The organism is Stenotrophomonas sp. STEN030 (assembly GCF_056759995.1).
In genome coordinates this window covers 1-25,154 of record NZ_JBRREB010000045.1, presented here as the reverse complement: position 1 = coordinate 25,154, position 25,154 = coordinate 1, and the positions used below count along the sequence as shown (strand labels likewise).

Below are 25,154 nucleotides of genomic sequence, written 5' to 3'. Positions count from 1 at the left end.
TTCAGTGCGCGAGCCCACCATTAGGCAGAGTGGGGTTGCATGGGGTTGCGTTGTTCAACTTACTGCCGGTGTGATTCAAGCCAGCGCGCGGCATCGCTCAGACGGTAGGTGATCTTGTGACGGCCACCGCCGAGCGAGAAGCTGTCAGGCGCTGTGCCTTCCCTGCGCTTGTTCGCCAGCGTGCCAGGCGAGATGCCGATCAACTTGGCGAGGTCCGCTTCTCCAATCCTCCCATCGGCGCTAAGCCACATGCCTTGCTGCTCGGCCTGCTGACGAAGCTGTGCAGCTGTTGCATCGACACGGCCATCCATCGTCGCCCGCAAGCTGTCCAAGCTGCGGGCCAGTTGGTTACGGGGTTTCAATCGAGTGCTCCAGGTGAGTGCCGCTCGCGTGCAACCGTCCCGAAAGAGGAACAGTTCCAGTAACGGGCTCGTTACGGCCGATGGTGCGGCGTGCAGCCAGCCGCAGTGCCAGAGAGTGCCGGTCGCGGGCTTGGATAGTGCCTAAACGTGCCAGCGGTATGCGATTGGCACATGGGCACTGTGCTCCTGATGCTACATTCGCCTGCAGTACCTCAGGAGCTATCCCATGCGTGTTGTAGATGGTTACCAGATTTCTGCAGAAGCCGTTTATGTCGATGCCGAGCCTGCTCACTGGTACCCGGCAATTCGAGTTACGAAGACTGGTACTGATTTCTCCAGCTTGGTTCCGTATTCCGTTGACCCTCATTCGGAGGCCCAAGCTCTGGCGGCAGCGGCAGCCTACGAGTCCAGCATTAGGTCTGTTGAGTACGACGGAAATCTCAAGCTCCTCAGTGGCGGAGATGAGTGATCCGGCCGAGGTGGGAGTGCGTTGAAGCTCTGAAGTCGTGGAGCAGAGCAACAGCCCAAGCGTCCGCTGCGCTCCCGCTTGGTAGATATCTATAAAGGGAACCCCTGAGGGGTGTTTAAAAGTGCCGAATCGGGCGTATATGCACCCCTGAGGGGTGTTTATGGCTCTGCTCATGCTGCTTTTACACCCCTGAGGGGTGTTAGGTGGTCCCCTGAGGGGTGTTGAGATTGCGTTTCTGTTTGCACCCCTGGGGGGTGTTGAAGATGCGTTTTTCTCCAATCGTTGCGAGGTGGACCCGGCGCTATCTCCAAGTTCTTGCCTGGGCATGTGTCGATCCCGCACCAGGTGATCGCGTACAAGTGGCACTGTTTCTTGATGCCGTGGCGTGTCTGCACGACGAACCCAGCCTCCTCTAACTGCGCCAGTAGTTCCCTTGCCTTGCTGCCTGCGCATACCCCGGCGTCCTCTAGCATCGTCTTGGTGGCTGCCAGATCGCCGTTGTTGCGGCCGTTGTACTGACTTGCCAGGAACAGCAGCATCTTCATTGCCGCTCCGCTCAGGGCGAAGAACGCAGGCGACTGGATCATCGGGTGGGGCAGGCGCACGAACGTATCGCTGGAACGCCTCCCCTTGTGCTTGGGGCGGTTTCGATCGGGAATGTGCTTGCGGTACTCATCTGCCATCGTCAGCGCTCCAAGGCGTCACGCCCCGTCAACGATCTGCGCCACGGCAGCGCGCCAGGTCTGCCCAGCGCGCGAAGCTCGGGTGAGTACCCATTCCCTTACCTTGGCCTCACTCGCGCCCCTGCGATGCTGCAGGGCGCACGAACCGCACAGCACGTAGGGAAGGGAGCACCAGCCAAACTCCCGCTCTACACGGTGGAATGAGCCGTACACAGGCTGCAGGGTCTTCCCGCAGCAGTCACAGGCGATTGGGTCAGGCCGGGCAGCGCGCGCGCTCATGGCGTGCCCCAGCAGTTGTCGAGGTTGTCTCGCAAGTTCTCTATTGCGCGTGCTGCGTCGCAGTGGAGACTCCACGCTGCGGCGTTTAGGCCATCCTGCTGACTGCCAGTAAGCCTGAGCAGGCCGGAGTTCTCGCCCACTTCCTCTTCTTGAGTGGCTGCAAAATTGATTGCCTGGAGTTGATGAATTGCCCAAAGGCCCTGCAGCGCACGGTCGATGCGTGCCATCCTGTAACCGATGTTTGGCCGGATACCTAGCTCTTGCCAGTGCTCGTCAGTCCAGTGTTGAAAAGGCTTAGGTTTGGCGTAGGAATTGTCTGATGCGGGGCTGGATGATTGCCCGATTGCCTCGGGCCCGGCGTGGTGTACGATGTGATCCATGGTCAGAGCGTTCCTGGTACGGATTCGGTCTTGGCTTCTACGGCTCGGGCGGCTGCAACCGCTCGGGCCGTTTCTCTTTGTGGTTCTCGGCACACGGCTTACCCCTCAGGCAGCGGCGCTGCTTGCTTCTTTCTCCCGGGCTTCGATGAACTCGCGCAGCGCGCGGGCCGAAACCATGCGGCGCTTCCCCACCTTGAAGGTCTTGATCTGGTTCGCGCTGATGGCGCGGTAGAGGGCGTTTCGGTTCAGTCCGGTGGCGGCTAGCGCCTCATCCACGTTGTAGCTGAGCTTTTCCTGGTCATTCATTGTTCGGGTTCCGTAGGTTGGACAGGTTTTGCAGTGTGCAAAACGTAGTCAAACGCTATCACTGCGCCTAGGGGCTTGCAACAGTTTTTTCAAACTGGAAAAATCGCCCTATGAGCAAACCCAAGCAGACAAACAAGCGAGCACCCGGCCGGCCGAAAAAGGCTGAGGCGGAGAAACTGGAGCAGTTCAGCGTCCGGCTGTCGCCAAAGCTCAAGTTCGGCTTGGAGATGCTTGCGCGTGCGCAGCACCGATCCCTCAGCCAGGCCGTTGAATGGGCCGTCCAAATGGGGCTCAACTCCCAGGAGGTTGGCCGTAATTTCGAAACGATTGCCGATATCGTGGACCAAGCATGGAAACACGATGTTGAGCCGCGGCGTTTCCTTGAGGTCTATCGCGCTGCCCCCGCACTACTCAATTTTGAGGATGCAGCTGCGTGCGAGCTCGTAGATAGGTCGCACGATCTTGGTCAATTGGAGGATGAGATCCGGGAGCGGCGTAAGGCTCAGTCTCAAGCCGGTGGCGATGCCAGCGAGTTGTACGCGGAAGTTGACCGACTTTACTGGGAATTGGTTTGGGATCGATGGAGTGATATCCGCGCAATTGCTGTTGATCTGACCACGCGCGGGAAGCCGCTGCAGTTCGCCTCACTCGTACGGCTGCTAGATCTGCAACCGCCCGCCAGGGGGAGTTCGCTGCTGGACATCTACGAAGCTGCGGCGAGCACACGGAAGGGCAAGTAATCCGCTTATAACCACGCTGATTGGCGAGGCTATAGGAACTGCACCTGCGCCAGTTTGTCGCGCGCAGCGCCCTGCACTAGGTGGCCGTAGTGCTTCTCGATCATCGCCAGCGACGTGCCTGCCAGCTTCGCCACGGTCAGTAGATCCATACCGCCCACGATGGCGTCAGTGATCCAGCAGTGGCGCAGCGTGTACAGCGTGACGCCTTCTGGCAGCGCAACGCGCGCTGCAGCGGACCGCACAGGTTCGCTCCAGGCATCCGCCGTCCAAGCCTTCTTGCCGTCCTGGGTGAACAGGTGGGCTTTCGGTAGCTTGCCCTTGGCCAAGCGGTCGAACAGGGCGCTTGCAGCCGGGGAAAGCGGAATTTTCCGGTCGTGGTCCTTGCTGCGAAACCGGACGCTGGCGGTTCGGCCGTCGTAGTCTGAGCGTAAGCACAGGGCCGGATCACCTGGCCGGCAACCCGTCAGGGCCACACATTCGATCAGGTCGCGCACAGGGCCGTCAGCAGCCTCCAACAGCGCGCGGCGCTGCTCCCGCTCCAGGTACAGGCCACGGCGCTGGCTGGCGTCCTTCAGGGGCTTCACCGCGTTCCACTCAAAAGCCACGTCTGGGGATGCCTTGCGGCGGGCCACAGCGTGATTCAGGGCGGCCACCAGCACTGTGCGCATCCGGTTGACGCTGGACTTGGCCAAGGGCTTCGCTACAGGCGGTCGACCACGCTTCGCGGGCAGGGGAGGGAGCTCGCCCTTCTCCACGCGATCGCGCCAGGCCTCGATGTGGTCCTGGTGCAGATCCTTGAGCCGGACCTTTCCCAGCTTGTCGCTGTAGAGGCATCGCTCAAACCGACGGTCAGCGTCAGCAGATGCAGTGTCGCGGCCGTCTTTCTTCAGTGACGTCACATAGTCCCTGCAAATATCGGCGACGGTGAGTTCGCTCTTGGGTGTGATAACGGCCAAGGGAGCGCCGTGCTGATCGATCTCCGATGACAGGCGGCGTGCAGCCTCGCGTGCGGCCTCCAGCGTTGTTGCCGGATAGTTCGCAAAGGCTTTCTCCTGGCCGCGGCCCCACACCACCGCCCAGGTCTTGGCGCCGACGGCAGATACCCTCAGCACGAGCCCGGGGACAGTGGCATCACGCAGGCGATAAGCCTTGCCGGTGGCCTTCGCCGCATCCACAGTTTTCCGGGTAAGTGCTTCTCTGGTGACCTTTGGCATCGTCTTGCTCCTGCAAATATCCTGCAAAAAGCAGTGTGTAGCCAAACTCAATGATATGCAACGAGCCATTAAATCAATGGCTTACGATGCGAAGCCTTGTGGGATAAGGCCCTATCTAATCCTTCACACGGCAAGGGTCACAGGTTCGATCCCTGTACCGCCCACCATAGAAATTTGAGTGTTGCAGACAAAACCGGCGAAAGCCGGTTTTTTCGTAAGTGCACGGTAACTGCAATTGGGAAGACTAGGGTGGGCGGCCTTGCTGCTGACTGCCTCATCCCTACATTTGAACAGGCTCGCGTGTCTCCCATGTGGTGAGACTGCCGTATGCCATAGTTCTTAGGCACTCGTGCTTCAGATCGTTTGATCATGGCCGAAACGTAGACTAGGAGGTCTGCTATGTCTGCACCTGCAACCGCAGTCGCTCAGTACATATTGACTCGTTGTGCCCAGAAGGGCGACGGTGACGTCACGCCTATGCAGTTGATCAAGCTGACTTACATTGCCCATGGTTGGATGCTGGGGCTTACGGGCAAGGTGCTCCTTGATGAGCAAGTTGAGGCTTGGCAGTACGGCCCGGTCATCCCTACGCTTTATCATGCAATTAAGCACTACCGTAGCTTGCCCGTGAGAAGCCTCCCAGCGCCGCAAGTTGAGTTCACTGCGGTGGAGCGCAGTATTCTTGATCAGGTGGTGGACATCTATGGGAAGTTCACAGGTATCCAACTGTCAGCAATGACTCACCAGCCTGGTACGCCTTGGGAAATTTCGTGGAGTCGTGCTGGGAAGAATGCCGCGATTCCTAACGATTTGATCGAAACCTACTACAAGGCTAAATCGGTGAGAGGCAAGGATGCCCAAGCAGCCGCCCATTGATGACGATTTGCCGTTTGACGACGATGCTCCTTTTCCTCAACTACCGCAGATCGGCGATGGTCCGGACTACGGTGATGTCCTTGAGGCTTGGGCTCTCGGTCTCAATGACGATCTAGCCACTCGAGAGAGTAATGCTCTAGCAGCAGAAGACGATCTGGAGAAAGTCGAAAGAAAGAATGATCACAAGCGCATGGAGTCATTGCGCGGGATTGTTCACCAGCTCGCCAAGTTTTTCCTCGTTTTGGCGGCAATCCTTCTGGCCGTAGGGCTCCTGTTCTGGGCTTGGCATTTGCTTTTGCCTTGTAACCTCGGGTTCTTGTCCGAAGACCAGTTGAGTCGCATCCAAGGGATTCTGACGACAGTTCTATTCTCGGGATTGGTCGGAGGGTATGCTCGCCGGGTGATGGACAACAAGTCCTCTAACGGTAGTAAATAGAAAAGCCCCGCGGCTATATCGTAGGGCTTTCTTTTTGGGCGACATGAATTGGTCTGGAAGGGTCAGTCTCTAAATATTCTGGGATAGAGAGATTTTTGAGGAGGCCGCGATGGAACACAATTTTGAGAGATTGAAAGCGCACATACTTCCACTCTCTCATGCCGGAAATTTTGAAGCTGCTCGACTTGAATGGGATCTCGTAGGTGTGGAGATAACTGAGGAGTTTGATAGTTGCCCATGTGGGCAGGAGATCAAAGAGCATTGCTACATAACGAATCGCGTTACAGCTGAGTCAACTTACGTGGGGAATGTGTGCATCAATCGCTTCATTGGTATCGATACAGGGACCCTGTTCGATGGGTTGAAACGTATTGCTAAAGACCCTTATGCAAACGCAAATTTCGATGTCATTGAACATGGAAGGAGGATGAATTACATCTACGAAACCGAGTATGCATTTCTCCTTCAGACACGACTCAAGAGGAAGTTGTCCGACAAGCAGCTTGAGTGGAAGCGCAAGATAAATCGCCGCATCACTCAGCAAATTGTGGTGCAGCGGCGCAAGCGGACGTAATGGTTTATTGGATATTCTTGATGAGTTCACTCCAGGCGGTGATGTCACTTCGCAGCGCGGGCTTCAGGAGTTCGACTAAGCTTCAAGGATATGGCCAGTGTAACGCTGGCCTCTTCTGGGAGGGGAGATGGCAGGCTATTTCAAAGTTTCGATGGATGCGGCTCGTACCATCGTGAATGCATCAGAAGGCCCAGAAATGCTGGCAGGCTACGTCACGCTGTGTGGCTATGCATTCGATAAAGGCCGAGAGGTCACCGCAGCGGGGGCAAAGTCTATTCGTCTCACAATCGGCTGCACGGACTTCCGGTCAAAGCGCGTGATGGCTGACCTTCTTTCACTGGACAATGGAGACGGGAAGCAGCACGGACTGCTGAAGGAGACGAAGCGTCGCAAAGGGAACGCCGTGGTGTATCGCCTCGATGCATGGGAAGGAAACTATGCGTACCTGCCCTCGTTGTTGCTAGAGCGTCACCCTGAGTATGGTTCTCCTTTGGCTAGGCTTTTGGCGCGAGAAGATGAAGAGCGCGAAGTTATCCGTGACGCGCTACTGCTCCTCCTCCATGTCTATGCGAACACCGACTATGCAGAGTGGTTCGGGTGCCCCCCTGATTCCATGACATTCCAGAAATGGCGTCATGAAGGGCACGCCGGCGATGACTTCGAGCTGGGGTACCAGGGGGATATGGCTGGGACAAATCTTTGGCTTGTCGCCGAAGATGAGGACAGGACTTGGTACGCGCCACCTTCAGTTATGCGATCGCTATACGGGGAGGACGCGGATCAAGCGATGGCTCGATTCTGGGCTGCATGGTGGTGCTTGAAGGATTCCGGCTTAGTGCTGGAGGTAGTGTCCGTGCAGACCCGCGGCAGAGCTTATCCGCTCTGGGTTTTCTCCCCTCCCTATCGAGAATCCCTAAAAGCACACGGCATCACCGCAGATCTTGGTCGAGAGGCCCAGCTTGCAGCGTGTGCGACCGGACTCGACCCTGACAATTTGGTTATCCGATACGCCGTGGATGAGTGCAATAGGCAGGGTACGGGGCTGTTCTATTGCGTCGGCGCCAAACCCATCGTTCGGACAGTTGTTGTCCCAAGGCTGCATGCTCCTACTCCGATGAACTTAGATGGCTTGAAGGAAGCAGCGGCTGTAACCAAAGAAATCAGCCGAAAAATACAAACGGCTCGGCGTCGGGAACAATCTGCTTAGGACCGCTACTTCCATGCTTTTCATGCTCTTCCATGACGTTCCACGTAGTTCCAAGAACAGAGGTGCACAAAAAGGCGCACAACTTGCGCTATCCCTGAAGGCCAACAGCATGAAAATCAGGACACTATTGCCAATTCCGCAGACCAGTACTTCCGGGGACAGTAGTGAGGGCACCTCGCATAGCAGGTAGCGGCAAAGGTCGGTCCACGTTCATGGCGAAGGCAACACTCTGGAATTTATGGAGGCCCGGCGGCCTTTCAGGCCATCAGCAACAACGGGGTCAGGTTCACTTATGCCGAAGGTTTGGCACGGGGAATCGATCGGCGAGAGCATGGGCATAGGCCCAAGTCGGGTTCGTAATGGCAGGCGTCTTTGTTCTGATGTCTGATCGCGCTTTGTTTTAGTTCAGGAACACGAATTCGTGAAAAATCCCGGTCAGCTGATGGCCATTTCAATCAAGAAGATCCTGCTGCCAGAGATTCGCCGGCTCGGCTTCGGCGGAAGCGGCGTAGCAAACTTCGCTCGCTCAAGTGATGCTCACCGCGACTTCCTGTCTATCCAGTACTGGACGTATGGCGGTAGCTTCATCCTGGAGTTCAGTCGCGTTCCGGCGATCTGGGTTGATCCCGACTCAGGGGAGGCGCCGAAGCGGGTGTTCGAGACGGATCCGTTGCTTAGAAAGCGCTTGATCGATACGGAACAGCACAAGGACTTCCGCGGTTTCTCGTTCAAGGGGTTCGGCAGCGAGCAGAGCCAATACGACCAGTTGGCGGCTTCGGTTGTGGCGTTGTTGCCGCAGGTTGAGGCTTGGTTGGAGAGCGGAATCGAAGGGCCGAATATTCACTGAAATCGGTCGCGCCTGTCTGTTCTGTAGGCGGGCTGTATTGCTTGAGATCTATTGGCCGCTTCGGGTCGTTATGTAGCCCGGGTAAGCGCAGCGCGCCCGGGAGGTTGGGGTCTCTTGGTGTTTCAGGTTGCTCGCGGACGGCCCCCGGGTGCGCTGCGCTTACCCGGGCTACATCGATGCCGGGCTGCGGTGGCAATCTGCTTGTTCTCCTAGCTGGGTCGTCTAAATGAACGGCATTACGCTTCAACCGGCTTTTTAACCGTTTCACTCCGCTTTCCGCGCCCGGCAGGCTATCTTTGCCGCGGGTCGCTGGCGACCCATTCATTTCGCGGTGGTTCCGGCTTGGCGCGGTGCGCTTCCGGGGCTATTGGGTCTTTCAGGAGAGTGAAGTGGCAAATGTAGGGAAGCGGCGTCTGGGCAGTGTTGTGCGTGGCGTCGGTCGGGTCCTGTTGGCGTTCTTGTGTCTGTGCATCGGTATCTGGGGCGGGTTTGCGCTGTGGTACCAGTTCCCTGGCAATGTGGTGGCCAAGGTCGTGGCGATCCTGGTGTGGTGCGTGCCCAGTATCTGGGCGATCCGCGCAGGCTTTGGGCCGGTACGGCGTTGGCATTCGCTGGCGGTGTTCGGTGCCTTGTTCGCGGTGATGCTGATCTGGTGGGCGACGATCGACCCGCAGCAGGACCGGGCCTGGGCCGATGACGTGGCGCAGCCGCTGCATGCGCGCATCGAGGGCGACCGCCTGATCATCGACAACGTGCGCAACTTCCATTGGCGTACCGAGACCGACTACGACGTGCGCTGGGAGGCGCGTGAGTACGATCTGTCGCAGGTGCAGTCGGTGGACATGATCCTGTCCTATTGGATGGGCCCGGCGATTGCGCACACGCTGGTCTCGTTCGGTTTTGCCGATGGCCGCCAGCTGGTGTTCTCGCTGGAGATCCGCAAGGAGCAGGGCGAGTCGTTCTCGGCGCTGGGCGGCTTCTTCCGCAAGTTCGAGGCGGTGCTGGTGGCCTCGGACGAGCGCGATATCGTGCTGACGCGTAGCAATGTGCGCGGCGAGGATGTCTATCTGTACCGCCTGCATGGGCTGAGCCGGGACAAGATGCGCGATCTGCTGCGCTTCTATGTGGACCGCGCGCAGCTGCTTGAAAAGGAGCCCCGCTTCTACAACACGCTGACCAGCAACTGCACCACGGTGGTGTTCGAGCTGATGCGCCGCATCCAGCCCCAGCTGCCGCTGGATTACCGCTTGCTGGCTTCCGGTTACCTGGCCGAGTACGCCGCTGACGTCGGTGGGCTGACCCCGGGCGTGCCGCTGGCGACTCTGCAACAATCGGGGCGTATAACGCTGCGGGCACGCGAAGCGGGCGATGTGGCTGATTTCTCTTCCCGGATACGCGCTGGCGTACCCGGCATTCCCGCCTCAGGAACTACCCCATGACCCACAACCCGCAGACATGGATACGCCGGCTGTTGCCGGTGGTCGCGGTAATGGCGTTGCTGCTGTCCAGCGGCTGCGCCATGGTGAAGATGAAAGCGGTGAGCAACACCGATTACGTGATGCTCAAGCGTGGCGACATCCTCAGCACCGGCAAGCTCAGTGCCTTGTCGCAGGAGTCGCTGTCGGTCATTGGTTTGACCGAAAGTGATTGCAGCAAGGATCTACCCACTTGCCGGCAGACGGTGACCACCAATGACGGCCTGCAGTCCGAGCAGCGTCTGTCCACCTTGGCAGAGCTGTGGATGCAGGAAGCCCTGGCGCTCACGCCCAAGGCCAAGGGCAATGAGCCCATCGAGCTGCCGCCGGCCGCGCTGAATGCCTGGCTGGAAACCGCGCGCTATTCCTATCTGTACCTGTTCTTCAGCGGTCGCAGCCCGGCGCAACGCGCCTTGGAAGACCGGCTTACCCAGGTGCGGGATTACTACAACTACGCCACCGAGCAGGCCGCGTCGGTGGTTTTCCAGCGCACCCGCGCGCGTGCCTTGGAAGGTGAGGACATCAACCTGCCGGTGCAGGTGGATGACTGGACCATCAGTTCGCAGTTCGACGGGCTCAAGCTGGAAGGAGTGCCCAAGCAACTGGTAGCCGCGTCCTCGGTGAGCTTTGCCGGCTTGCGCAGCTCATATCGACGCGATGGCTTTGGTGCCGAGCTGGTGGCGATGATGGAAGCACCAACGCTGGCGCAGGCGCTGGAAGTGGAGGAGCGCAACCAGCAGCTGCCGGTCTACAGCGAGATGCCGGCGATCAATGCCACTGCCGTGCTGAACTTCAGCGGCAACACCCTGGAAGAAGTGCTGGCTACCCGCCATGTGCAGCTGCAGGCCTATTCGCCCGATCTCACCAGCATCCAGATGCGGGGCCAGGAAGTGCCGCTGGCGGCCAACTTCACCGCGGCTTATGGCTTGTGGCTTGCCCAGTCCGGGTTCGCCACCGAATCGCTGCGCACCCTGTTCGGCCGTGGCGTTGGCATCCGCGAGCCGCATATCTATCTGATGCAGCCTTACGATCCGAACAAACGCATCATCTTCATGTTGCACGGTCTGGCCAGCAGCCCGGAGGCCTGGGTGAACCTGGCCAACGAGATCATGGGCGATGAGGAGATGCGCGAGCATTACCAAGTGTGGTCGGTGTATTACCCGACCAATGCGCCGATCGCCTTGAACCGGTACACCATCAGCAAGGCCTTCAACAGCACGCTGCATCACTTCGATCCCAAGGGCACCGCGCCGGCATCGCATGACATGGTGTTCATCGGCCACAGCATGGGCGGGGTGATCGCGCGGCTGATGCTAAGTGACTCGGGCGATGTGCTGTGGGAAAACACCCGCCAGCGCTACAACCTGCAGGGCGAGCGCTTGGCGCGGGTGGAAGCCAAGCTCGGGCCGGTGCTGCACTTCACCCCGCAGCCGAACGTGGAGCGAGCGATCTTCCTAGCTTCACCGCACAAGGGTACGGATGCCGCTGGCAACCGGCTCGGCCGTTTGATCGGCAGACTGGTACGCTTGCCGCTGACTATTCTTGGTGCCTTCGGTGATGCCTTCATGGCGCTGCAGGACCCGGGCGAAACCGATGGCAAGAAGCCCAAGGAGCCGGTGATCACCAACAGCATCGAGAACCTCAAGGCCAGTGATCCCTTCATCGAGGCGTCTTCGGCGCTGCCGATCCAGCCGGGCCTGAAATACCACTCCATCATCGCCAAGCGCAAAGCCGAGGTGCCGACCGCCCAGTCCGACGATGGGCTGGTGCCGTACTGGAGCGCACATCTGGATGGCGCCTTGTCCGAGAAGGTGATCGTGTCCGGCCACAGCGTGCAGGAAACACCGGAAGCGGTGCTGGAAGTGCGCCGCATCCTGCGCAAGGACCTGCTGGAAGTGGAAGGCGTGGATGCCGCGCATTGAGCCTGCGCCGGGCTGCGTGCAGCCCGGGCATTGGATCAAGCCGGAGATCGTCGCACAGAGCTGCGACGCAGGAGGTTGCTGAGCTGCGTGATCGAACGCTGCTCAGCCGATGCGGCGACCAACCATGGTCGCCATCGCCGCCAACAGCAGGGTCACCACGAAGCACAGCAGATAGCCGGTGGTTTCATTGCCGCCGACCGTCGCGGCGAACAGCGAGCCGGAGATCGCCAGCGTCGAGGCGACCGCGATGCCTTCGCTCAGCTGCAAGGCCGAGCTGTTTGCACCTTGCTCGTGCGGCGCCGACAGTGACAAGGTCAGCACCGACAGGCTGGGATAGATCAGGCCCATGCCCAGTCCTGTGAGTGACCAGCCGGCAAGCGCCAGCATCAAAGGTACGCCCGGATACAGGGTAAGCACGGTGATCAACAGACCGGCCAGCATCAGCCAGGTGCCGACCTGCAGCATGTGCGTGCGCCGCCAGCCGAAGTGCTGGTGACCTTGCAGCCACGAGCCGGAGAACCAGCCCAGCGCGCCCAGGCTGAGCGCTGCGCCCGCCCACAGCGGCGACAGGTCGCGCTCGCGCTGCAGCAGCAGTGGCAGGAATGCCTCAGCGCCAAAAAAGGCCGAGGCGGCAATGCCGCGCAAGGCAATGACGCTGGGCAGGCCACGGCGCAGCAGCAAGGTGCCGCTGGGCAGCAGATGACGCGCACAGAAGATCAGTGCAATCACTGCCGCCGTCATGACCGCCAGCGCCTGTACGCCTTGCAGCTGTCCGCCGATATACAGCAACAGTGCGGCCAGCGCCGTGCCTATCGCCCAGCGCACCACTGGCCGCTGCTCGACATCGCGACGGATGCTGGTTTGGGTACTGCGCAAGGCCGGCAACAGCAGCCAGGCCGCCGGCAAGGCCAACACCGGCACGATGAGGAAGACCCAGCGCCAGCTCAGGTGCTGCACGATCAGGCCGCTCAGGCCGGGGCCGATCAGTGAAGGCACCACCCAGCCGGCTGAGAAGGCGGCGAACACTTTGGGGCGCAGCGCTTCGGGATAGGTGCGCGCCACCAGTACATACAGCGATACCGAAATCGCGCCGATGCCGACGCCTTGCAACAGGCGCCCAACGATCAATACATCCATGCGCGGTGCCAAGCCGGCCAGTAGCAGACCAATCAGGAAGCTGCCCAGGCCCTGCCATAAGGGCCGCGCCGGGCCTTGCTGGTCACACATGCGGCCTGCCAAGGTCATGCCAATCACGCTGGTGGCGAGTGCACCGCCGAAGGCCAGCGCGTACAGGCGCAGCCCGTCCAAGGCCTGCGCCACGCTGGGCATGGCCGCAGCCACGGCCAGCGCCTCGAAGGCGATCAGCGAGATCAGGGCGACCATGCCGAAGGTGGTGGCGCGGTACTGCGGGGCGAGGATGGAGCTGCTGGCCGGTGCTGCCGGCGCGATGCTGGGAGAACTCATGATGCGGCGCTGCTGCTTGAGTTGCGGCTGGGGGGCGTGCAGCATCACACCTCAACCAAGGTTTAGGTCAAGTGATGTCTACGCGTGAACTGAGTGTAGGGGAAGTGGCGCGGCGCAGCGGTATTGCGGTATCGGCCTTGCACTTCTACGAACGCAAGGGGCTGATCCACAGCCAGCGCACGGCCGGCAACCAGCGAAGATTTCAGAGTGATGTGCTGCGGCGTTTGGCGCTGATCCAGGCCGCGCAGCGGGTGGGCATGCCATTGCAGGCAGTGGCTGAGCGCCTGGCGGAACTGCCGGAAGGGCGCGCGCCAAGCAAGGCTGACTGGGCGAAGATGTCAGCGCGTTGGCGCAAGGAGCTGGATGAGCGGATCGCAACGCTGCAGTTCATGCGTGACCAGCTCAGCGATTGCATCGGCTGCGGCTGTCTGTCGCTCAAACGCTGTGGTTTGCTGAATCCGCAGGATGTGCTGGGGCAGCGCGGCGAAGGCCCGCAACGTGTGGGCTAGCGTTGCGAGACGGCATCGGCAAGCTGCCGGGTATCGGACGACACACCAGCAGTGCTTGCAGTCCGGGCCACATCGCGTGGCCCGGATGGATCAGATTTCCGCTTCGATCAGCGGCATCGCCAGACGCGAGCGGGTCAGTACCATACCCAGATTGGCGGTGCGGCGGCAGACGAACACCATCACGTAATCCGGATAGCGCTTGCCGCGCATGAAGATGTGGATCAGGTTTTCGCTGTTGACGATGATTTCCTGGAAGTAATGCGCGCCTTCCTGGTCTTCCAGGCCGCGTGCGCGGCGGAACATCTGCTCGATGCTGCGGATGTTCGGGCCCTGGTACAGATCGGCGGTGGCGGCGGCGACCAGATCCAACACTTCGCGCGGATGCGAGTCGACGGTGCGTACCGACAGCAGCATGCCGGAGCTGATATCAACGTAGCCGGCGGCCAGGCATTCGGGGATGGTGGCGACGGATTGCTGCAGGGTGGTGTCGAGGGACATGGGGGATCCTTGCGGAAGGGGGAGAAAAGGAAAAGCGATGCCCGAAGGCCGCAGTGCGACCCGGCATCACTCAAGGTTTGATCAATCGCAGGCGCGGATCAGCAGGTTTTCTTCCAGCGCATGCAGCAGGTCTTCCTGCTCCTGCGACTGCACGAAACCCGGGTCCAGCGTGCGCAGACGGCGCAGTGCTTCATCGGCGGTCAACCCTTCGCGGATCAACCACGCGGCCAGCACCAAGCCGGTGCGGCCGAGCCCGGCCAGGCAATGCACGGCAACCACTTCGCCTTCGCGCAACATCACCTCGATCTTGGCCAGCAGCAGCTTGGCCCACAACAACGGCGGTGCGCCGCGGTCAACGATGCCCAGGTGATAGCTGCGCAGGCCGTAGGGTGCCAGCCGTTCGGCGGACATCTCGCGCTCGGTGAGGTTGACCAGCACGGTCACGCCCATGCCGCGCAACAGCGCCAGATCGTGATCGATGGCGAAGACTACGCCCGGCATCGGGCAGCCGGCGAGCTTGCCCGGCACCAGCCAATGGAAGCCGTTTGGGCCGCGCCGTGACGGCGTGGCGGACAGGCGGACCGGTGCAGGTGTCTGCACCGGCGCTGGGCGAGGAATGGAAGTTGCGGCCGCAGCAGTGACAGGTCGGCTCGGTGCTCTCTCAGTAGTGACAACTGGCGCAGGTGCGGCCACACCATCGGCCAATTCTTCGGCGCGTGCGTCTGGCGCCGGTACATGGCAGCTGCCGGTGCGCAGGAACTGCGCCAGCACCGGGTGTTGGCTGCTATTGGCAAAGAACGCATCTGCAGGTGCGTCAACCTGCACACGGCCACCGGCCAGCAGGATCACCCGCGACGCTATACGTCGGGCCTGGCCTTGATGGTGCAGGCTGACCAGACAGCAGTGGTTGTCAGACAGACGTTCAATCAGCTTGAGCACTGCTTCGGCGTCTGCAGGCTCCAGCTCGCTGGTGGGCTCGTCGATCAGCAACATCGCGCTGCCGCTGAAGGCGGCGCGCAGGATGGCGACTTGCCGGGCAAGTCCGCGTGGTAGATCGATCACCCGCTGTTGCAGATGCGCGGCCACGGCGGTGGCCCCCAATGCCTGCAGGCGCGCGTCGATTTCTTCGCGTATTGCCTGTGGCTTGTTGCCTGATTGCGGGCGCAGCGCGGCGCTGAGGTTTTCCAGCACGCTGAAGCCGAGTTCGCGTGCGTGCTGTTGCACCAGTACCGGCGGTTGTGTTGCTGCCTCCAACGGCGCGCCTTGAAACAGCAGTGTGCCCCAGCGTTCGCCGTATGCGTTTCCCTGGCCAGAAAGCGCCTGCAACAGCGAGGATTTGCCGGTGCCGCCTGGGCCCATCAATACCACGATGCCGTTGCCGCTGATGCTCAGATCAATGGATGCCAACACGGTGCGTTGGCCACGGCTCATGCCCCAGCCTTGCAGCTGCAGCAACGATGAGGGGGAGTTGTCAGCTGGCAAGGGACATCACTTTGTCCGACGCTGGCGGCATTTCTGCAGCGTGCGCGGAATTGGAAAGGCGGCCAGTATCGTTTGCATCACTTACATGTCAATTTGACTTTGCGACGTGCGCGGGCAAAGCACATCAGCATTGCACGCCGCAATGCGATGTCGGTCGCGATGTCATATCGAGTTGATTGGGAAAGGAAATGCGCGCTTTTTTCGGGGCCATTTCAAAGCGGAATACGGCGCTGAAACAACAAACAAGACGATGCTTATTGTTTCAGCGGGATTCAGAAATTTCGTTCGAAGCGAACGTTTCCCGCACCTGCGTCCGCGCTTATCTGCAGATCCACGCGCAGTTGATCGCGTGGATGCGCGTCGAGCACACCGATCAGGTCGGTATAGGAACCGGTACGCACCGCACGCAAGTCAATCTGTTGGCGCTTGCCGGAAAGGTCGGTGGCGATGGCTTGTACCTTGCCATCGGCCGGCAGCTCTTCGCCTTGTTCCAGTTGTCGTAGTGCAACCACCAACAATGCGCGGTCGGCCTCGCGCTGCACCTGGTAGCTGCGGGCTACTGCGTCATTCATGGCCAGCGTTGGCAGCAGGTTGTAGTGCACGCGCAGCTTGCCGAGGTCGGCGTGGCTGGGCTGCGATTGCTGGATGACGGCTGCTTGCGGGGCTTGTTGTGCGGAACAGGCGGCGAGGGTGAGTAGCAGGGTGGAGGACAGCGTTAGGGCGAACCGGTGCATGGTGGAGCTCCTGGGCTGCGGTGTTGGTTGATGTGTAGGGAATGGCTTTCTTGATTGTTCGAAAGCTACAAGGCTTCGCCTTGCCCCCCAACCCCCGCTCCGCGCCCCGGCCCTTGCGCCAGCGCAAGGGCGTTCGATGGGCAGCGAACCGGTGGTTCGCAAGCTGCCCCTCTCACCCCACAAGGGGAGAGGGGCTTGGCATTGCTGGCGACTGGCAGAGTTCTTGTTGCTCAATCGTTCGCAGCAGACAGTTCCTTACCGCGTTTCGCTGCCGCATCAATGGCTTTCGCGGTCAGCGCTTCAAAGCCGCCGGCCTGGAAGGTTTCGATGGCTGCCTGGGTTGTGCCACCCGGCGAGGTTACGCGGCGACGCAGTTCGGCCGGGGCTTCACCGGCTTCGGTCAGCATGCGCGCGGCGCCGAGGACGGTGTCCAGCACCAGCGTGCGCGCCGCATCCGCCGGCAGGCCTTGTTCAAGCGCTGCAGCTTCCATCGCTTCGGCCAGCAGGAATACATAGGCCGGGCCGCTGCCGGAGACGGCGGTGACCGCATCCATCAGTGCTTCGCTCTCGATCCAGACGGTGCGGCCGGCGCTGGCCAATACCTGTTCGGTCTGCGCGCGCTGGGCGGCGGAGACGCGCGGGTTGGCGAACAGGCCGGTGACGCCGGCGCCGAGCAGGGCGGGGGTGTTGGGCATGGCGCGAACGATGGCCTGGTTGCCACCCAGCCAACGCTCGAGCTGCGCGGCGGTGATACCGGCGGCGATCGAGGCGACTACCGGTTGCTGTGCGGCGGCGATCGGACTCAAGGCCTCACAGACGGTACGCATCACCTGCGGCTTGACCGCCATCAGCCATAGACCGGCGTGGGCGGCGGCGGCTTCGGCCGCATTGTAGGTCTGCACGCCGAAGTCCTGGGCCAGCGCCTCGCGCAGGGCGGCGACCGGCTCGGCGACATGGATGCGGCTGGCGGCCATGCCGCGTCGCAGCAAACCGGCGATCAGGCTGCGCGCCATGTTGCCGCCGCCGATGAAGGCGATATCAGTGTCGGGGAGCGGGGTGTCGGGGAGGTCTGCGTGCGGGCTGCTGGTCATCAATCCAATCTCGGTGCGATCAAAGGGAAGGGCGTTGGCCGAACAAGGCGGTGCCGACCCGGACCATGGTCGAGCCGGCGGCGATGGCTTCGGCAAAGTCACTGCTCATGCCCATCGAAAGTGTATCGACCTGCGGGTAATGCGCGGCGAGGTCGGTAAACAGATCCTGCATCCGTGCAAACGCGGCCTGCCGCTTGGCCGCTTCCGGGAACGGCGCCGGGATCGCCATCAGGCCGCGCAGACAGAGCCGTGGTTCGCTGGCAATGGCATCGGCCAGAGCGGCGACCTGGTCCGGCGCGCAGCCGTGCTTGCTGTCCTCGTCATCGATATTGACCTGGATCAGCACGTTGAGGGGGGGCAAAGCGGCCGGGCGGTGCTTGGCAAGGGCGCCGACCAGCTTGGTCCGGTCCACCGTCTGCACCCAGTCGAAGACCTGGGCGGCCAGCTCGGCCTTGTTGGACTGCAGGTGGCCGATCAGGTGCCATTCCAGGCCCAGTTCGGCCAGCTCGGCGATCTTGGCGGCAGCCTCCTGCACATAGTTTTCACCAAAGGCGCGCTGTCCTTGGGCAGCCAGAGCGGCCACCGCAGCGGCCGGTTGCAGCTTGGACACGGCCAGCAGGCGGACTGCCCGGGAGGGGCTGGAAGCAGCGTCGATCTGCTGCCGGAGGGTGGCCAAAGACACGGTTTGCAAAGCATCTACCTCTTACGTGGGAAGGCTTATACTGCCCGCCAGGGGAAACACCTTACATATACTCGCAACGCAGGGGACAGAGCGCGTATGGACATCGCTGAACTTTTGGCGTTCTCGGTCAAGAACAAGGCCTCGGACTTACATCTTTCCGCCGGCTTGCCGCCGATGATCCGCGTGGACGGTGACGTCCGCCGCATCAACATCCCGGCTCTGGACCACAAACAAGTGCACGCGCTGGTGTACGACATCATGTCGGACAAGCAGCGTCGTGATTACGAAGAGTTCCTCGAGGTCGACTTCTCGTTCGAGATTCCCTCGCTGGCGCGCTTCCGTGTCAACGCGTTCAATCAGAACCGTGGTGCCGGTGCGGTGTTCCGTACCATTCCCTCGGAAGTGCTGACGCTGGAAGACCTAGCCTGCCCGCCGATCTTCCGTGAGTTGATCGAGCAGCCGCAGGGTCTGATCCTGGTCACCGGCCCGACCGGTTCGGGCAAGTCGACCACGCTCGCGGCGATGATCGATCACATCAACAAGAACGAATACGGTCATATCCTCACCGTCGAGGATCCGATCGAATTCGTGCACACCTCGCAGAAATGCCTGATCAACCAGCGCGAAGTGCACCGCGACACGCATGGCTTCAACGAAGCGCTGCGCTCGGCCTTGCGTGAAGATCCGGACATCATCCTGGTCGGCGAATTGCGTGACCTGGAAACCATCCGTCTGGCACTGACCGCGGCAGAAACCGGTCACCTGGTGTTTGGCACCCTGCATACCAGCTCGGCGGCCAAGACCATCGACCGTATCATCGACGTGTTCCCGGCCGGCGAAAAGCCGATGGTGCGCTCGATGCTGTCAGAGTCGCTGCGTGCGGTGATTTCGCAGGCACTGCTCAAGCGCGTTGGTGGTGGCCGTGTGGCCTCGCACGAAATCATGGTGGCGACACCGGCTATCCGTAACCTGATCCGCGAAGACAAGGTGGCGCAGATGTACTCGTCCATCCAGACCGGTCAGCAGGTGGGCATGCAGACGCTGGACCAGAACCTGCAGGATCTGGTCAAGCGCAGCTTGGTCACGCGCAACCAGGCCAAGGAATACGCCAAGGACAAGCGTCTGTTCGAGTAATTCCAGGTTTCGGGATTGAAGATTCGGAATTCGGGATTCGCAAAAGCCGGAATCGACGGGGCGCGATGGGGTCATCCCACGCCCTGTCCCGGCTCTCCATCAGGAGCCAGACATGAGCACTATTGATTTCACCTCCTTCCTCAAGCTGATGGCGCACCAGAAGGCGTCCGACCTTTTCATCACCGCCGGCATGCCGCCGTCGATGAAGGTCAACGGCAAGCTGTCGCCGATCACCCAGACACCGCTGACGGCGCAGCAAAGCCGCGACATGGTGCTCAACGTGATGACACCGGCGCAGCGCGAGGAATTCGAAAAAACCCACGAATGCAACTTCGCCATCGGTGTATCCGGCGTGGGCCGCTTCCGTGTGAGCTGCTTCTACCAGCGCAACCAGGTAGGCATGGTGCTGCGTCGCATCGAGACGCGCATTCCCACCGTGGAAGAGCTGAGCCTGCCGCCAGTGGTCAAGACGCTGGCCATGACCAAGCGCGGCATCATCCTGTTCGTCGGCGCCACCGGTACCGGTAAGTCGACTTCGCTGGCCGCAATGATCGGTTACCGCAACCAGAACTCGACCGGCCACATCATCACCATCGAAGACCCGATCGAATTCGTGCACAAGCACGAAGGCTGCATCGTCACCCAGCGCGAAGTCGGCATCGACACCGACAGCTGGGAAGCAGCACTGAAGAACACCCTGCGGCAGGCGCCGGACGTGATCATGATCGGCGAAATCCGTACCCGCGAGGGCATGGATCACGCGGTGGCGTTTGCTGAAACCGGCCACCTGGTGCTGGCCACGCTGCACGCCAACAACGCCAACCAGGCGATGGACCGCATCATCAACTTCTTCCCGGAAGACCGTCGCAACCAGTTGCTGATGGACTTGTCGCTGAACCTGAAGGGTGTGGTCGCACAGCAGCTGGTGCCGACCCCGGACGGCAAGAGCCGCCGCGTGGCGATGGAAATCCTGCTGGGCACGCCGCTGGTGCAGGACTATATCCGCGACGGCGAAGTGCACAAGTTGAAGGAAGTGATGAAGGATTCCGTCCAGTTGGGCATGAAGACCTTCGACCAGAGCCTGTTCGAGCTGTACCAGGCCGGCGAGATCAGCTACGACGACGCCTTGCGTTACGCCGATTCGCAGAACGAAGTGCGCCTGCGCATCAAGCTGTCGCAGGGCGGCGACGCCAAGACCTTGTCGCAGGGTCTGGATGGCGTGGAGATTGCCGAGGTTCGCTGAGTCTGGCGGGTTTGGTTATTTGAAAAGCCGCTCCTTTTGGGGCGGCTTTTTGTTTGGGGTTGGGGGGAGGACAAGATCAAGATCAAGATCAAGATCAAGATCAACATCAACATCAACAGCACCCCTCCCGAACCCTCCCCTTCGCTACGCGAAAGGGAGGGGCCAAAGCCAAGCTCAAGCCAAAGCGGGGGCCGCTCTTCTCCCTCCCTTTCGCGTAGCGAAGGGGAGGGCCGGGGAGGGGTGCTTTTGCTTTTGCTTACAGCTCGCGCTCAGGTCAACAGCGCCCGGGCGAACTACCGTCCCATCCACGCCGGCCCAATCGCCGCAATCTTCACCATCACCGGGCAATCCTCCCGGTGCGCGCCCGGCAGATACCCCAAGCTCATCAAAAATTCCCCGGTGATCTCGCCACCGGTAAATCGGAAGGTCTTCTTGAACAGCTTCACCCAGTCCGCCTTGGGCAACGGGTGATGCGCATCCAGCCACTCGGCGAAGCTGCCATGCGATGCGCGCAGGCCCTGGATTACCTGCGCGTTGTGGATCGCCGCTGCCACCTTGAGCCGGTTGCGGATGATGCTGGCATCGGCCAGCAGGCGGGCGATATCCGCCTCGCCATAGGCCGCCACCGCATCCACGTCGAAGCCGCTATAGGCGCTGCGAAAACCCTCGCGCTTGCGCAGGATGGTTTCCCAGCTCAGGCCGGCCTGGTTGATTTCCAGTAGCAGGCGCTCGAAGAGCTCGCGTTCGTCGCGCTGCGGGAAGCCATACTCGTTCTCGTGGTACGGCCCGTGCACGGGGTGGCCCGGGGCGAAATCACAGTAGTAGGTCATCGGCGTCTCCGCGTTAAGGAAGCCCCGATTATCGCCCCTGCGAAGCGTCAGGCAGCTGCAGCCGGTAGAATGCAGACATGTCTGCGTTGTCGCCACCTCTTTCCAATCACCTGCTGGTGGCTTTGCCATCGCTGGTCGACCCCCAGTTCGCGCGTAGCGTGGCCTTGATCTGCCAGCACGACGAAAACGGCGCCATGGGCGTCGTGGTCAACCAGCTCTCCGATTTCACCCTGGGCGATGTGTTCGCGCAGATGGCGATCGATACCGACGATGGCGACCTGCGCGCCGTGCCGGTGCTCAATGGCGGGCCGGTGCACACCGAACGCGGTTTCGTCATCCATGACGACGCCCGCGCATGGGATTCCAGCCTGAAGGTGGGCGATGGCCTGTACCTGACCACGTCCCGCGACATCCTCGAGGCCATGGCCCGTGGCGAAGGCCCACGCAACGCGCTGGTCACGCTCGGCTGCGCCGGCTGGAGTGAAGGGCAGCTGGAGCAGGAGCTGGCGGAGAACAGCTGGCTGACCGTGCCCGCCGACGCTGCCGTGCTGTTCGAAACACCGCTGGACGAACGCTGGCAGTTGGCCGGCGCACGCATCGGCGTTGATCTGTTCCTGGTCACCGGATACAGCGGCCGTGCTTGAGTCCAACACACTTTCCACCAGCAGCACGGTACTGGGCTTCGATGTCGGCTCGCGCCGCATCGGCGTTGCCATTGGCAGCTCACTGGGCGTCGGCGCGCGTGCGATCGCGGTCGTCGATGTGCATGGCAATGGCCCGGACTGGAACGCACTGGACAAGCTGCACAAGGAATGGCGGCCGCAAGGCATGATCGTCGGCGATCCGCTCACCCTGGAAGGCGAAGACCAGCCCAACCGCAAGCGCGCGCATGCCTTTGCCCGGCAGCTGCAGCAGCGCTACAAGGTGCCGGTATTGCTGGTGGATGAGCGTTCCAGCTCGGTCGAGGCCGCGCAGCGCTTTGCCGTGGAGCGCGCCGAAGGCCGCAAGCGCCGCCGCGATGCCGCCAACCTCGACGCCGTCGCTGCCGCCGTCATCATCGAGCGCTGGTTATCGGCGCCGCACGAAGCCACCCCTATTTCCTGACTGTCGAAGACCCTGCCATGACCGCTTCGCAACTTGATGCCCAAGGACGCCTGCGCCACCTGCTGACCCTGGATGGGTTGCCGCGGGAAACCCTGCTGCAGCTGCTCGACCGTGCTGGCCAGATCCGCGATGCCGCGGTCGGTCGCATCAACAACAAGCGCACGGTGCTGGCCGGTACCGGCGTATGCACCTTGTTCTTCGAACCCTCGACCCGCACCCGCAGCTCGTTCCAGCTGGCGGCGCAGCGGCTGGGCGCTGACGTATTGAATTTCGATGCTTCCACCTCTTCCGCACGCAAGGGCGAAACCGCCAGCGACACGCTGAAGAATCTGGAAGCGATGGGCGTGCGTGGTTTCATCGTGCGCCACCCGGACGATGGTGCCGTGGCCGAACTGGCTGGTGTGGCTGGCGAAGGTACCGCGCTGATCAATGCTGGCGACGGCCGCAGCGCGCATCCGACCCAGGGCCTGCTCGACATGCTGACCCTGCGTCAGGCCAAGGGCAGTGATTTCTCCAAGCTGAAAGTGGTGATCGTCGGCGACGTGAAGCACTCACGCGTTGCGCGTACCGATCTGCAGGCGATGCGCACCCTGGGTGTTGGCGAGATCCGCGTCTGCGGTCCGCAATCGCTGCTGCCGGAGGATGGAATCCTTGATGGTTGCGTGGTCGGCCAGGATTTCGACGCGATGCTGGAAGGCGTGGATGCGCTGATGATGTTGCGCCTGCAGCGCGAGCGCATGGAAGAAGGCCTGGTGCCATCGCTGGAGCAATACCACGCCCAGTACGGCCTCAACAGCGAGCGCCTGAAGCGCGCGGCCAAGGACGCAGCGGTGCTGCACCCGGGTCCGATCAACCGCGGCGTGGAAGTCACCGACGAAGTGGCCGACGGCCCGCAGTCGTGGGTGTTGCGTCAGGTCGCCAATGGCGTTGCCGTGCGCATGGCTGTGCTGGAAACCTTGTTGGGCTGATCTGGTTGCGGCAGGGCATTGGACCTTGCCGCATTGAGAACCCTTCTGCCCGTAGGCAGCATTGAGGAACAATACGTATGGATGCGAATGTGACAGCTCGGCCGCTGCGGTCGGACCTGCTGACGATGTTGCTGCTGCTGGTGCTGGCCGCAGTGATCTGGGTGCCTGCGCTATGGACCCCGTTCTGGGGTGACGACTACGTGTTTCTGCATGCGGCGCGCTTGGCCAATCTGGCCAGCCAGCCGTGGTCGGAAACCTTCTGGCCATTGCAGCCGGAACTGTTCTGGCGGCCGCTGTCGCAGACGGCGTGGTGGCGTGTGGTTGAGAGTGTGATGGGCGGCAACGTGCTGGTCGCGCACTCGGTCATGCTCGTGTTGCAGTTGCTGGCGGCACTTGGCGTTGGCGTATTGGGACTCACCATCGCACGCGTTGCCGGCTGGCCCGCGCGCTGGGCAGTGGCGGGTTTGAGTACGGGTTTCTATGGTGTGCTGGCCGTCAGTCTGCTGACGGTGCATTGGGTTGCTGCAGCCAACAGCCCGTTGTTGGTGCTGTTTACCACGCTGTTGCTGGCGTCATGGTTGGCAGCCTCCACTGCGACTGCAGGCAAACGACTGTTGTTGCTGGCGGTAGTGCCGTGTCTGCTGGTTGTCGGCTTGCTCAGCAAGGAGTCGGCGATCCTGATGCCGGTGCTGATGCTGATCTGCAGCCTGTTCGCCGGCGCGCGTTTGCGCCGTGGCGAATGGTTGATTCTGGTGTCATGCGTCGTGCTGGCTGGCATCTGGCTGTTGCTGCGGCAGAAAGCCACGCTGCCTCCTGCGCCGGAGTACGCCTACGGTTTTGGCGGCAACCTGATCAAGAACGGTGCGTCCTTCGGTGCGTGGTTGCTCAATGTGCCACGTGAGGCACTGCGCATGATCGCCACCGGCGAGCTGATGAAGGGCGCCGCCTGGGCGCTGTTGGCGGCTTTCCCGGTTATGGTCAGTTGGTTGTTGGCTGCATCCAAGGGTGGCTGGCGGCGTTTGGATCGTCGCCAGTGGGCGCTGCTGGTGGTGTTTGCGGTTGTCGCCTACGCACCTTACTTCCCATTGGTCTGGAACAGCTACGAGTACTACGCCGCGATTTCCGCGATCCTGCCCGCCATCGTGCTGGCGCGATTGCTGCAAGGGCGCCGGGTCGCTGTGCTGGTGGCGGTGCTGATGGCAGTGTCGTGCTGGGTGTCGGTGGCTGGAACGCGCTGGCTGGATCACCCGGGTCTTATCGGTCGCGCGCGCTGGGCGGAGGCATCCGTGCAGCAGTTGGCCGCGCAGCAGCTGAAGGCCCCGTTGTGGGTGCATGTGGCAGATGACCAGCGCTTCTATGCGATTGGTCTGCACGGTCTGGCATGGCGGCTGGATGTGCCGTTGGAGCAGATTCACGCGGTGGATGCCTGCCCGTCGAGCGGATCGGGTACCTGTCTGGAAATGGATGCCGAAGGGCGTTGGAACCATCGTCCAGTGGCGCCTTGAAGCGCAGGTTCGAATTGCAGGTGAAGCCCCACTGTAGAGCCGAGATCCTATGTTCGCGGTCAAGCCTGCTGGAAGCAGGCTTGACCTACTCTCAGCATGGTCGGATCGAAATCCCGGCCGCTCTTGAAGACACCCCACGC

General features: G+C 61.4%; 28 protein-coding genes. 16 read left to right on the top strand and 12 right to left on the bottom strand.

Features of this window, described 5'->3' with window-relative positions:
• Positions 1–59: 59 nt before the first annotated feature.
• On the bottom strand, positions 60–362 hold the full coding sequence (locus tag ACVOLR_RS15215; protein ID WP_481537173.1) for a helix-turn-helix transcriptional regulator: 303 nt from the start codon (positions 360–362) through the stop codon (positions 60–62).
• A gap of 226 nt (positions 363–588) precedes the next feature.
• On the opposite strand from ACVOLR_RS15215, the gene ACVOLR_RS15210 reads away from it, so the two are divergent.
• Positions 589–831, top strand: coding sequence for a hypothetical protein (locus ACVOLR_RS15210; RefSeq protein WP_481537172.1), 243 nt, complete (start codon positions 589–591; stop codon positions 829–831).
• 170 nt (positions 832–1,001) lie between these two features.
• Here the strand turns inward: ACVOLR_RS15210 and ACVOLR_RS15205 are convergent, their stop codons facing one another.
• The 3 genes from ACVOLR_RS15205 to ACVOLR_RS15195 form a co-directional block, all read right to left on the bottom strand.
• Positions 1,002–1,514: a hypothetical protein gene (locus tag ACVOLR_RS15205; RefSeq protein ID WP_481537171.1), complete on the bottom strand. Its 513-nt coding sequence runs from the start codon at positions 1,512–1,514 to the stop codon at positions 1,002–1,004.
• Positions 1,515–1,789: 275 nt separating this feature from the next.
• The gene (locus ACVOLR_RS15200) at positions 1,790–2,173 is read right to left on the bottom strand and encodes a hypothetical protein (RefSeq protein WP_481537170.1); all 384 of its coding nucleotides are present in this window, start codon (positions 2,171–2,173) and stop codon (positions 1,790–1,792) included.
• 105 nt (positions 2,174–2,278) lie between these two features.
• A complete protein-coding gene (locus tag ACVOLR_RS15195) occupies positions 2,279–2,479 on the bottom strand; it encodes a helix-turn-helix domain-containing protein (protein ID WP_481537169.1) in 201 nt (66 codons plus the stop codon).
• Positions 2,480–2,589: 110 nt separating this feature from the next.
• Here ACVOLR_RS15195 and ACVOLR_RS15190 point away from each other — a divergent pair, with 110 nt between their 5' ends.
• Positions 2,590–3,219 carry a BAR domain-containing protein gene (locus ACVOLR_RS15190; RefSeq protein WP_481537168.1) on the top strand — a complete coding sequence of 210 codons (630 nt, stop codon included), beginning with the start codon at positions 2,590–2,592 and terminating at the stop codon, positions 3,217–3,219.
• A gap of 29 nt (positions 3,220–3,248) precedes the next feature.
• Here ACVOLR_RS15190 and ACVOLR_RS15185 read toward each other — a convergent pair whose 3' ends face one another.
• Positions 3,249–4,433, bottom strand: coding sequence for an integrase arm-type DNA-binding domain-containing protein (locus ACVOLR_RS15185; protein ID WP_481537167.1), 1,185 nt, complete (start codon positions 4,431–4,433; stop codon positions 3,249–3,251).
• Between the two features lie 399 nt (positions 4,434–4,832).
• On the opposite strand from ACVOLR_RS15185, the gene ACVOLR_RS15180 reads away from it, so the two are divergent.
• The 7 genes from ACVOLR_RS15180 to ACVOLR_RS15150 all read left to right on the top strand — a co-directional run bounded on the left by ACVOLR_RS15180 (position 4,833) and on the right by ACVOLR_RS15150 (position 11,770).
• Positions 4,833–5,309, top strand: coding sequence for a Panacea domain-containing protein (locus tag ACVOLR_RS15180; protein WP_481537166.1), 477 nt, complete (start codon positions 4,833–4,835; stop codon positions 5,307–5,309).
• The gene (locus tag ACVOLR_RS15175) at positions 5,287–5,745 is read left to right on the top strand and encodes a hypothetical protein (RefSeq protein WP_481537165.1); all 459 of its coding nucleotides are present in this window, start codon (positions 5,287–5,289) and stop codon (positions 5,743–5,745) included. Before ACVOLR_RS15180 ends, ACVOLR_RS15175 begins: the two co-directional genes overlap by 23 nt.
• 109 nt (positions 5,746–5,854) lie before the next feature.
• The gene (locus tag ACVOLR_RS15170; RefSeq protein ID WP_481537164.1) at positions 5,855–6,319 is read left to right on the top strand and encodes a hypothetical protein; all 465 of its coding nucleotides are present in this window, start codon (positions 5,855–5,857) and stop codon (positions 6,317–6,319) included.
• A 127-nt stretch (positions 6,320–6,446) separates the two neighbouring features.
• The gene (locus ACVOLR_RS15165) at positions 6,447–7,526 is read left to right on the top strand and encodes a hypothetical protein (RefSeq protein ID WP_481537163.1); all 1,080 of its coding nucleotides are present in this window, start codon (positions 6,447–6,449) and stop codon (positions 7,524–7,526) included.
• Positions 7,527–7,947: 421 nt separating this feature from the next.
• Complete coding sequence (locus ACVOLR_RS15160; protein WP_481537162.1) at positions 7,948–8,373, top strand: hypothetical protein; 426 nt, start codon at positions 7,948–7,950, stop codon at positions 8,371–8,373.
• Positions 8,374–8,798: 425 nt separating this feature from the next.
• A complete protein-coding gene (locus tag ACVOLR_RS15155; RefSeq protein WP_481537187.1) occupies positions 8,799–9,812 on the top strand; it encodes an Lnb N-terminal periplasmic domain-containing protein in 1,014 nt (337 codons plus the stop codon).
• The gene (locus ACVOLR_RS15150) at positions 9,809–11,770 is read left to right on the top strand and encodes an esterase/lipase family protein (RefSeq protein ID WP_481537161.1); all 1,962 of its coding nucleotides are present in this window, start codon (positions 9,809–9,811) and stop codon (positions 11,768–11,770) included. Before ACVOLR_RS15155 ends, ACVOLR_RS15150 begins: the two co-directional genes overlap by 4 nt.
• Before the next feature lie 102 nt (positions 11,771–11,872).
• Here ACVOLR_RS15150 and ACVOLR_RS15145 read toward each other — a convergent pair whose 3' ends face one another.
• Positions 11,873–13,234: an MFS transporter gene (locus ACVOLR_RS15145; protein ID WP_481537160.1), complete on the bottom strand. Its 1,362-nt coding sequence runs from the start codon at positions 13,232–13,234 to the stop codon at positions 11,873–11,875.
• Positions 13,235–13,308: 74 nt separating this feature from the next.
• Here ACVOLR_RS15145 and soxR point away from each other — a divergent pair, with 74 nt between their 5' ends.
• The gene (soxR, locus tag ACVOLR_RS15140) at positions 13,309–13,743 is read left to right on the top strand and encodes a redox-sensitive transcriptional activator SoxR (RefSeq protein ID WP_481537159.1); all 435 of its coding nucleotides are present in this window, start codon (positions 13,309–13,311) and stop codon (positions 13,741–13,743) included.
• Between the two features lie 90 nt (positions 13,744–13,833).
• On the opposite strand, the gene ACVOLR_RS15135 is transcribed toward soxR, so the two are convergent.
• The 5 genes from ACVOLR_RS15135 to ACVOLR_RS15115 all read right to left on the bottom strand — a co-directional run bounded on the left by ACVOLR_RS15135 (position 13,834) and on the right by ACVOLR_RS15115 (position 18,230).
• Complete coding sequence (locus ACVOLR_RS15135) at positions 13,834–14,241, bottom strand: hypothetical protein (RefSeq protein WP_481511460.1); 408 nt, start codon at positions 14,239–14,241, stop codon at positions 13,834–13,836.
• Between the two features lie 81 nt (positions 14,242–14,322).
• The gene (locus ACVOLR_RS15130) at positions 14,323–15,672 is read right to left on the bottom strand and encodes a phosphatase domain-containing putative toxin (RefSeq protein ID WP_481537158.1); all 1,350 of its coding nucleotides are present in this window, start codon (positions 15,670–15,672) and stop codon (positions 14,323–14,325) included.
• A 323-nt stretch (positions 15,673–15,995) separates the two neighbouring features.
• Positions 15,996–16,457 (bottom strand): DUF4426 domain-containing protein, encoded by a 462-nt coding sequence (locus ACVOLR_RS15125; RefSeq protein WP_481537157.1) that lies wholly within the window; start codon positions 16,455–16,457, stop codon positions 15,996–15,998.
• Between the two features lie 230 nt (positions 16,458–16,687).
• Positions 16,688–17,548 (bottom strand): pyrroline-5-carboxylate reductase, encoded by an 861-nt coding sequence (gene proC / locus ACVOLR_RS15120; RefSeq protein ID WP_481537156.1) that lies wholly within the window; start codon positions 17,546–17,548, stop codon positions 16,688–16,690.
• Between the two features lie 19 nt (positions 17,549–17,567).
• On the bottom strand, positions 17,568–18,230 hold the full coding sequence (locus ACVOLR_RS15115; RefSeq protein ID WP_481537155.1) for a YggS family pyridoxal phosphate-dependent enzyme: 663 nt from the start codon (positions 18,228–18,230) through the stop codon (positions 17,568–17,570).
• A gap of 96 nt (positions 18,231–18,326) precedes the next feature.
• Here ACVOLR_RS15115 and ACVOLR_RS15110 point away from each other — a divergent pair, with 96 nt between their 5' ends.
• Both ACVOLR_RS15110 and ACVOLR_RS15105 read left to right on the top strand, forming a co-directional pair.
• A complete protein-coding gene (locus ACVOLR_RS15110; protein WP_296251652.1) occupies positions 18,327–19,364 on the top strand; it encodes a type IV pilus twitching motility protein PilT in 1,038 nt (345 codons plus the stop codon).
• A gap of 112 nt (positions 19,365–19,476) precedes the next feature.
• Positions 19,477–20,607, top strand: coding sequence for a PilT/PilU family type 4a pilus ATPase (locus ACVOLR_RS15105; protein WP_481530776.1), 1,131 nt, complete (start codon positions 19,477–19,479; stop codon positions 20,605–20,607).
• Between the two features lie 293 nt (positions 20,608–20,900).
• Here ACVOLR_RS15105 and ACVOLR_RS15100 read toward each other — a convergent pair whose 3' ends face one another.
• Positions 20,901–21,437, bottom strand: a complete 537-nt coding sequence (locus ACVOLR_RS15100; RefSeq protein ID WP_481537154.1) for a DNA-3-methyladenine glycosylase I — start codon at positions 21,435–21,437, stop codon at positions 20,901–20,903.
• Positions 21,438–21,514: 77 nt separating this feature from the next.
• Between ACVOLR_RS15100 and ACVOLR_RS15095 the strand changes: the two genes are divergently transcribed.
• From ACVOLR_RS15095 to ACVOLR_RS15080, 4 genes are all read left to right on the top strand, one after another.
• The gene (locus ACVOLR_RS15095) at positions 21,515–22,081 is read left to right on the top strand and encodes a YqgE/AlgH family protein (RefSeq protein WP_481537153.1); all 567 of its coding nucleotides are present in this window, start codon (positions 21,515–21,517) and stop codon (positions 22,079–22,081) included.
• Complete coding sequence (ruvX, locus tag ACVOLR_RS15090) at positions 22,074–22,541, top strand: Holliday junction resolvase RuvX (RefSeq protein ID WP_296251643.1); 468 nt, start codon at positions 22,074–22,076, stop codon at positions 22,539–22,541. Before ACVOLR_RS15095 ends, ruvX begins: the two co-directional genes overlap by 8 nt.
• Positions 22,542–22,558: 17 nt before the next feature.
• Positions 22,559–23,509 (top strand): aspartate carbamoyltransferase catalytic subunit, encoded by a 951-nt coding sequence (locus ACVOLR_RS15085; RefSeq protein ID WP_481537152.1) that lies wholly within the window; start codon positions 22,559–22,561, stop codon positions 23,507–23,509.
• Positions 23,510–23,634: 125 nt separating this feature from the next.
• A complete protein-coding gene (locus ACVOLR_RS15080; protein ID WP_481537151.1) occupies positions 23,635–25,014 on the top strand; it encodes a hypothetical protein in 1,380 nt (459 codons plus the stop codon).
• Positions 25,015–25,154: the final 140 nt, after the last annotated feature.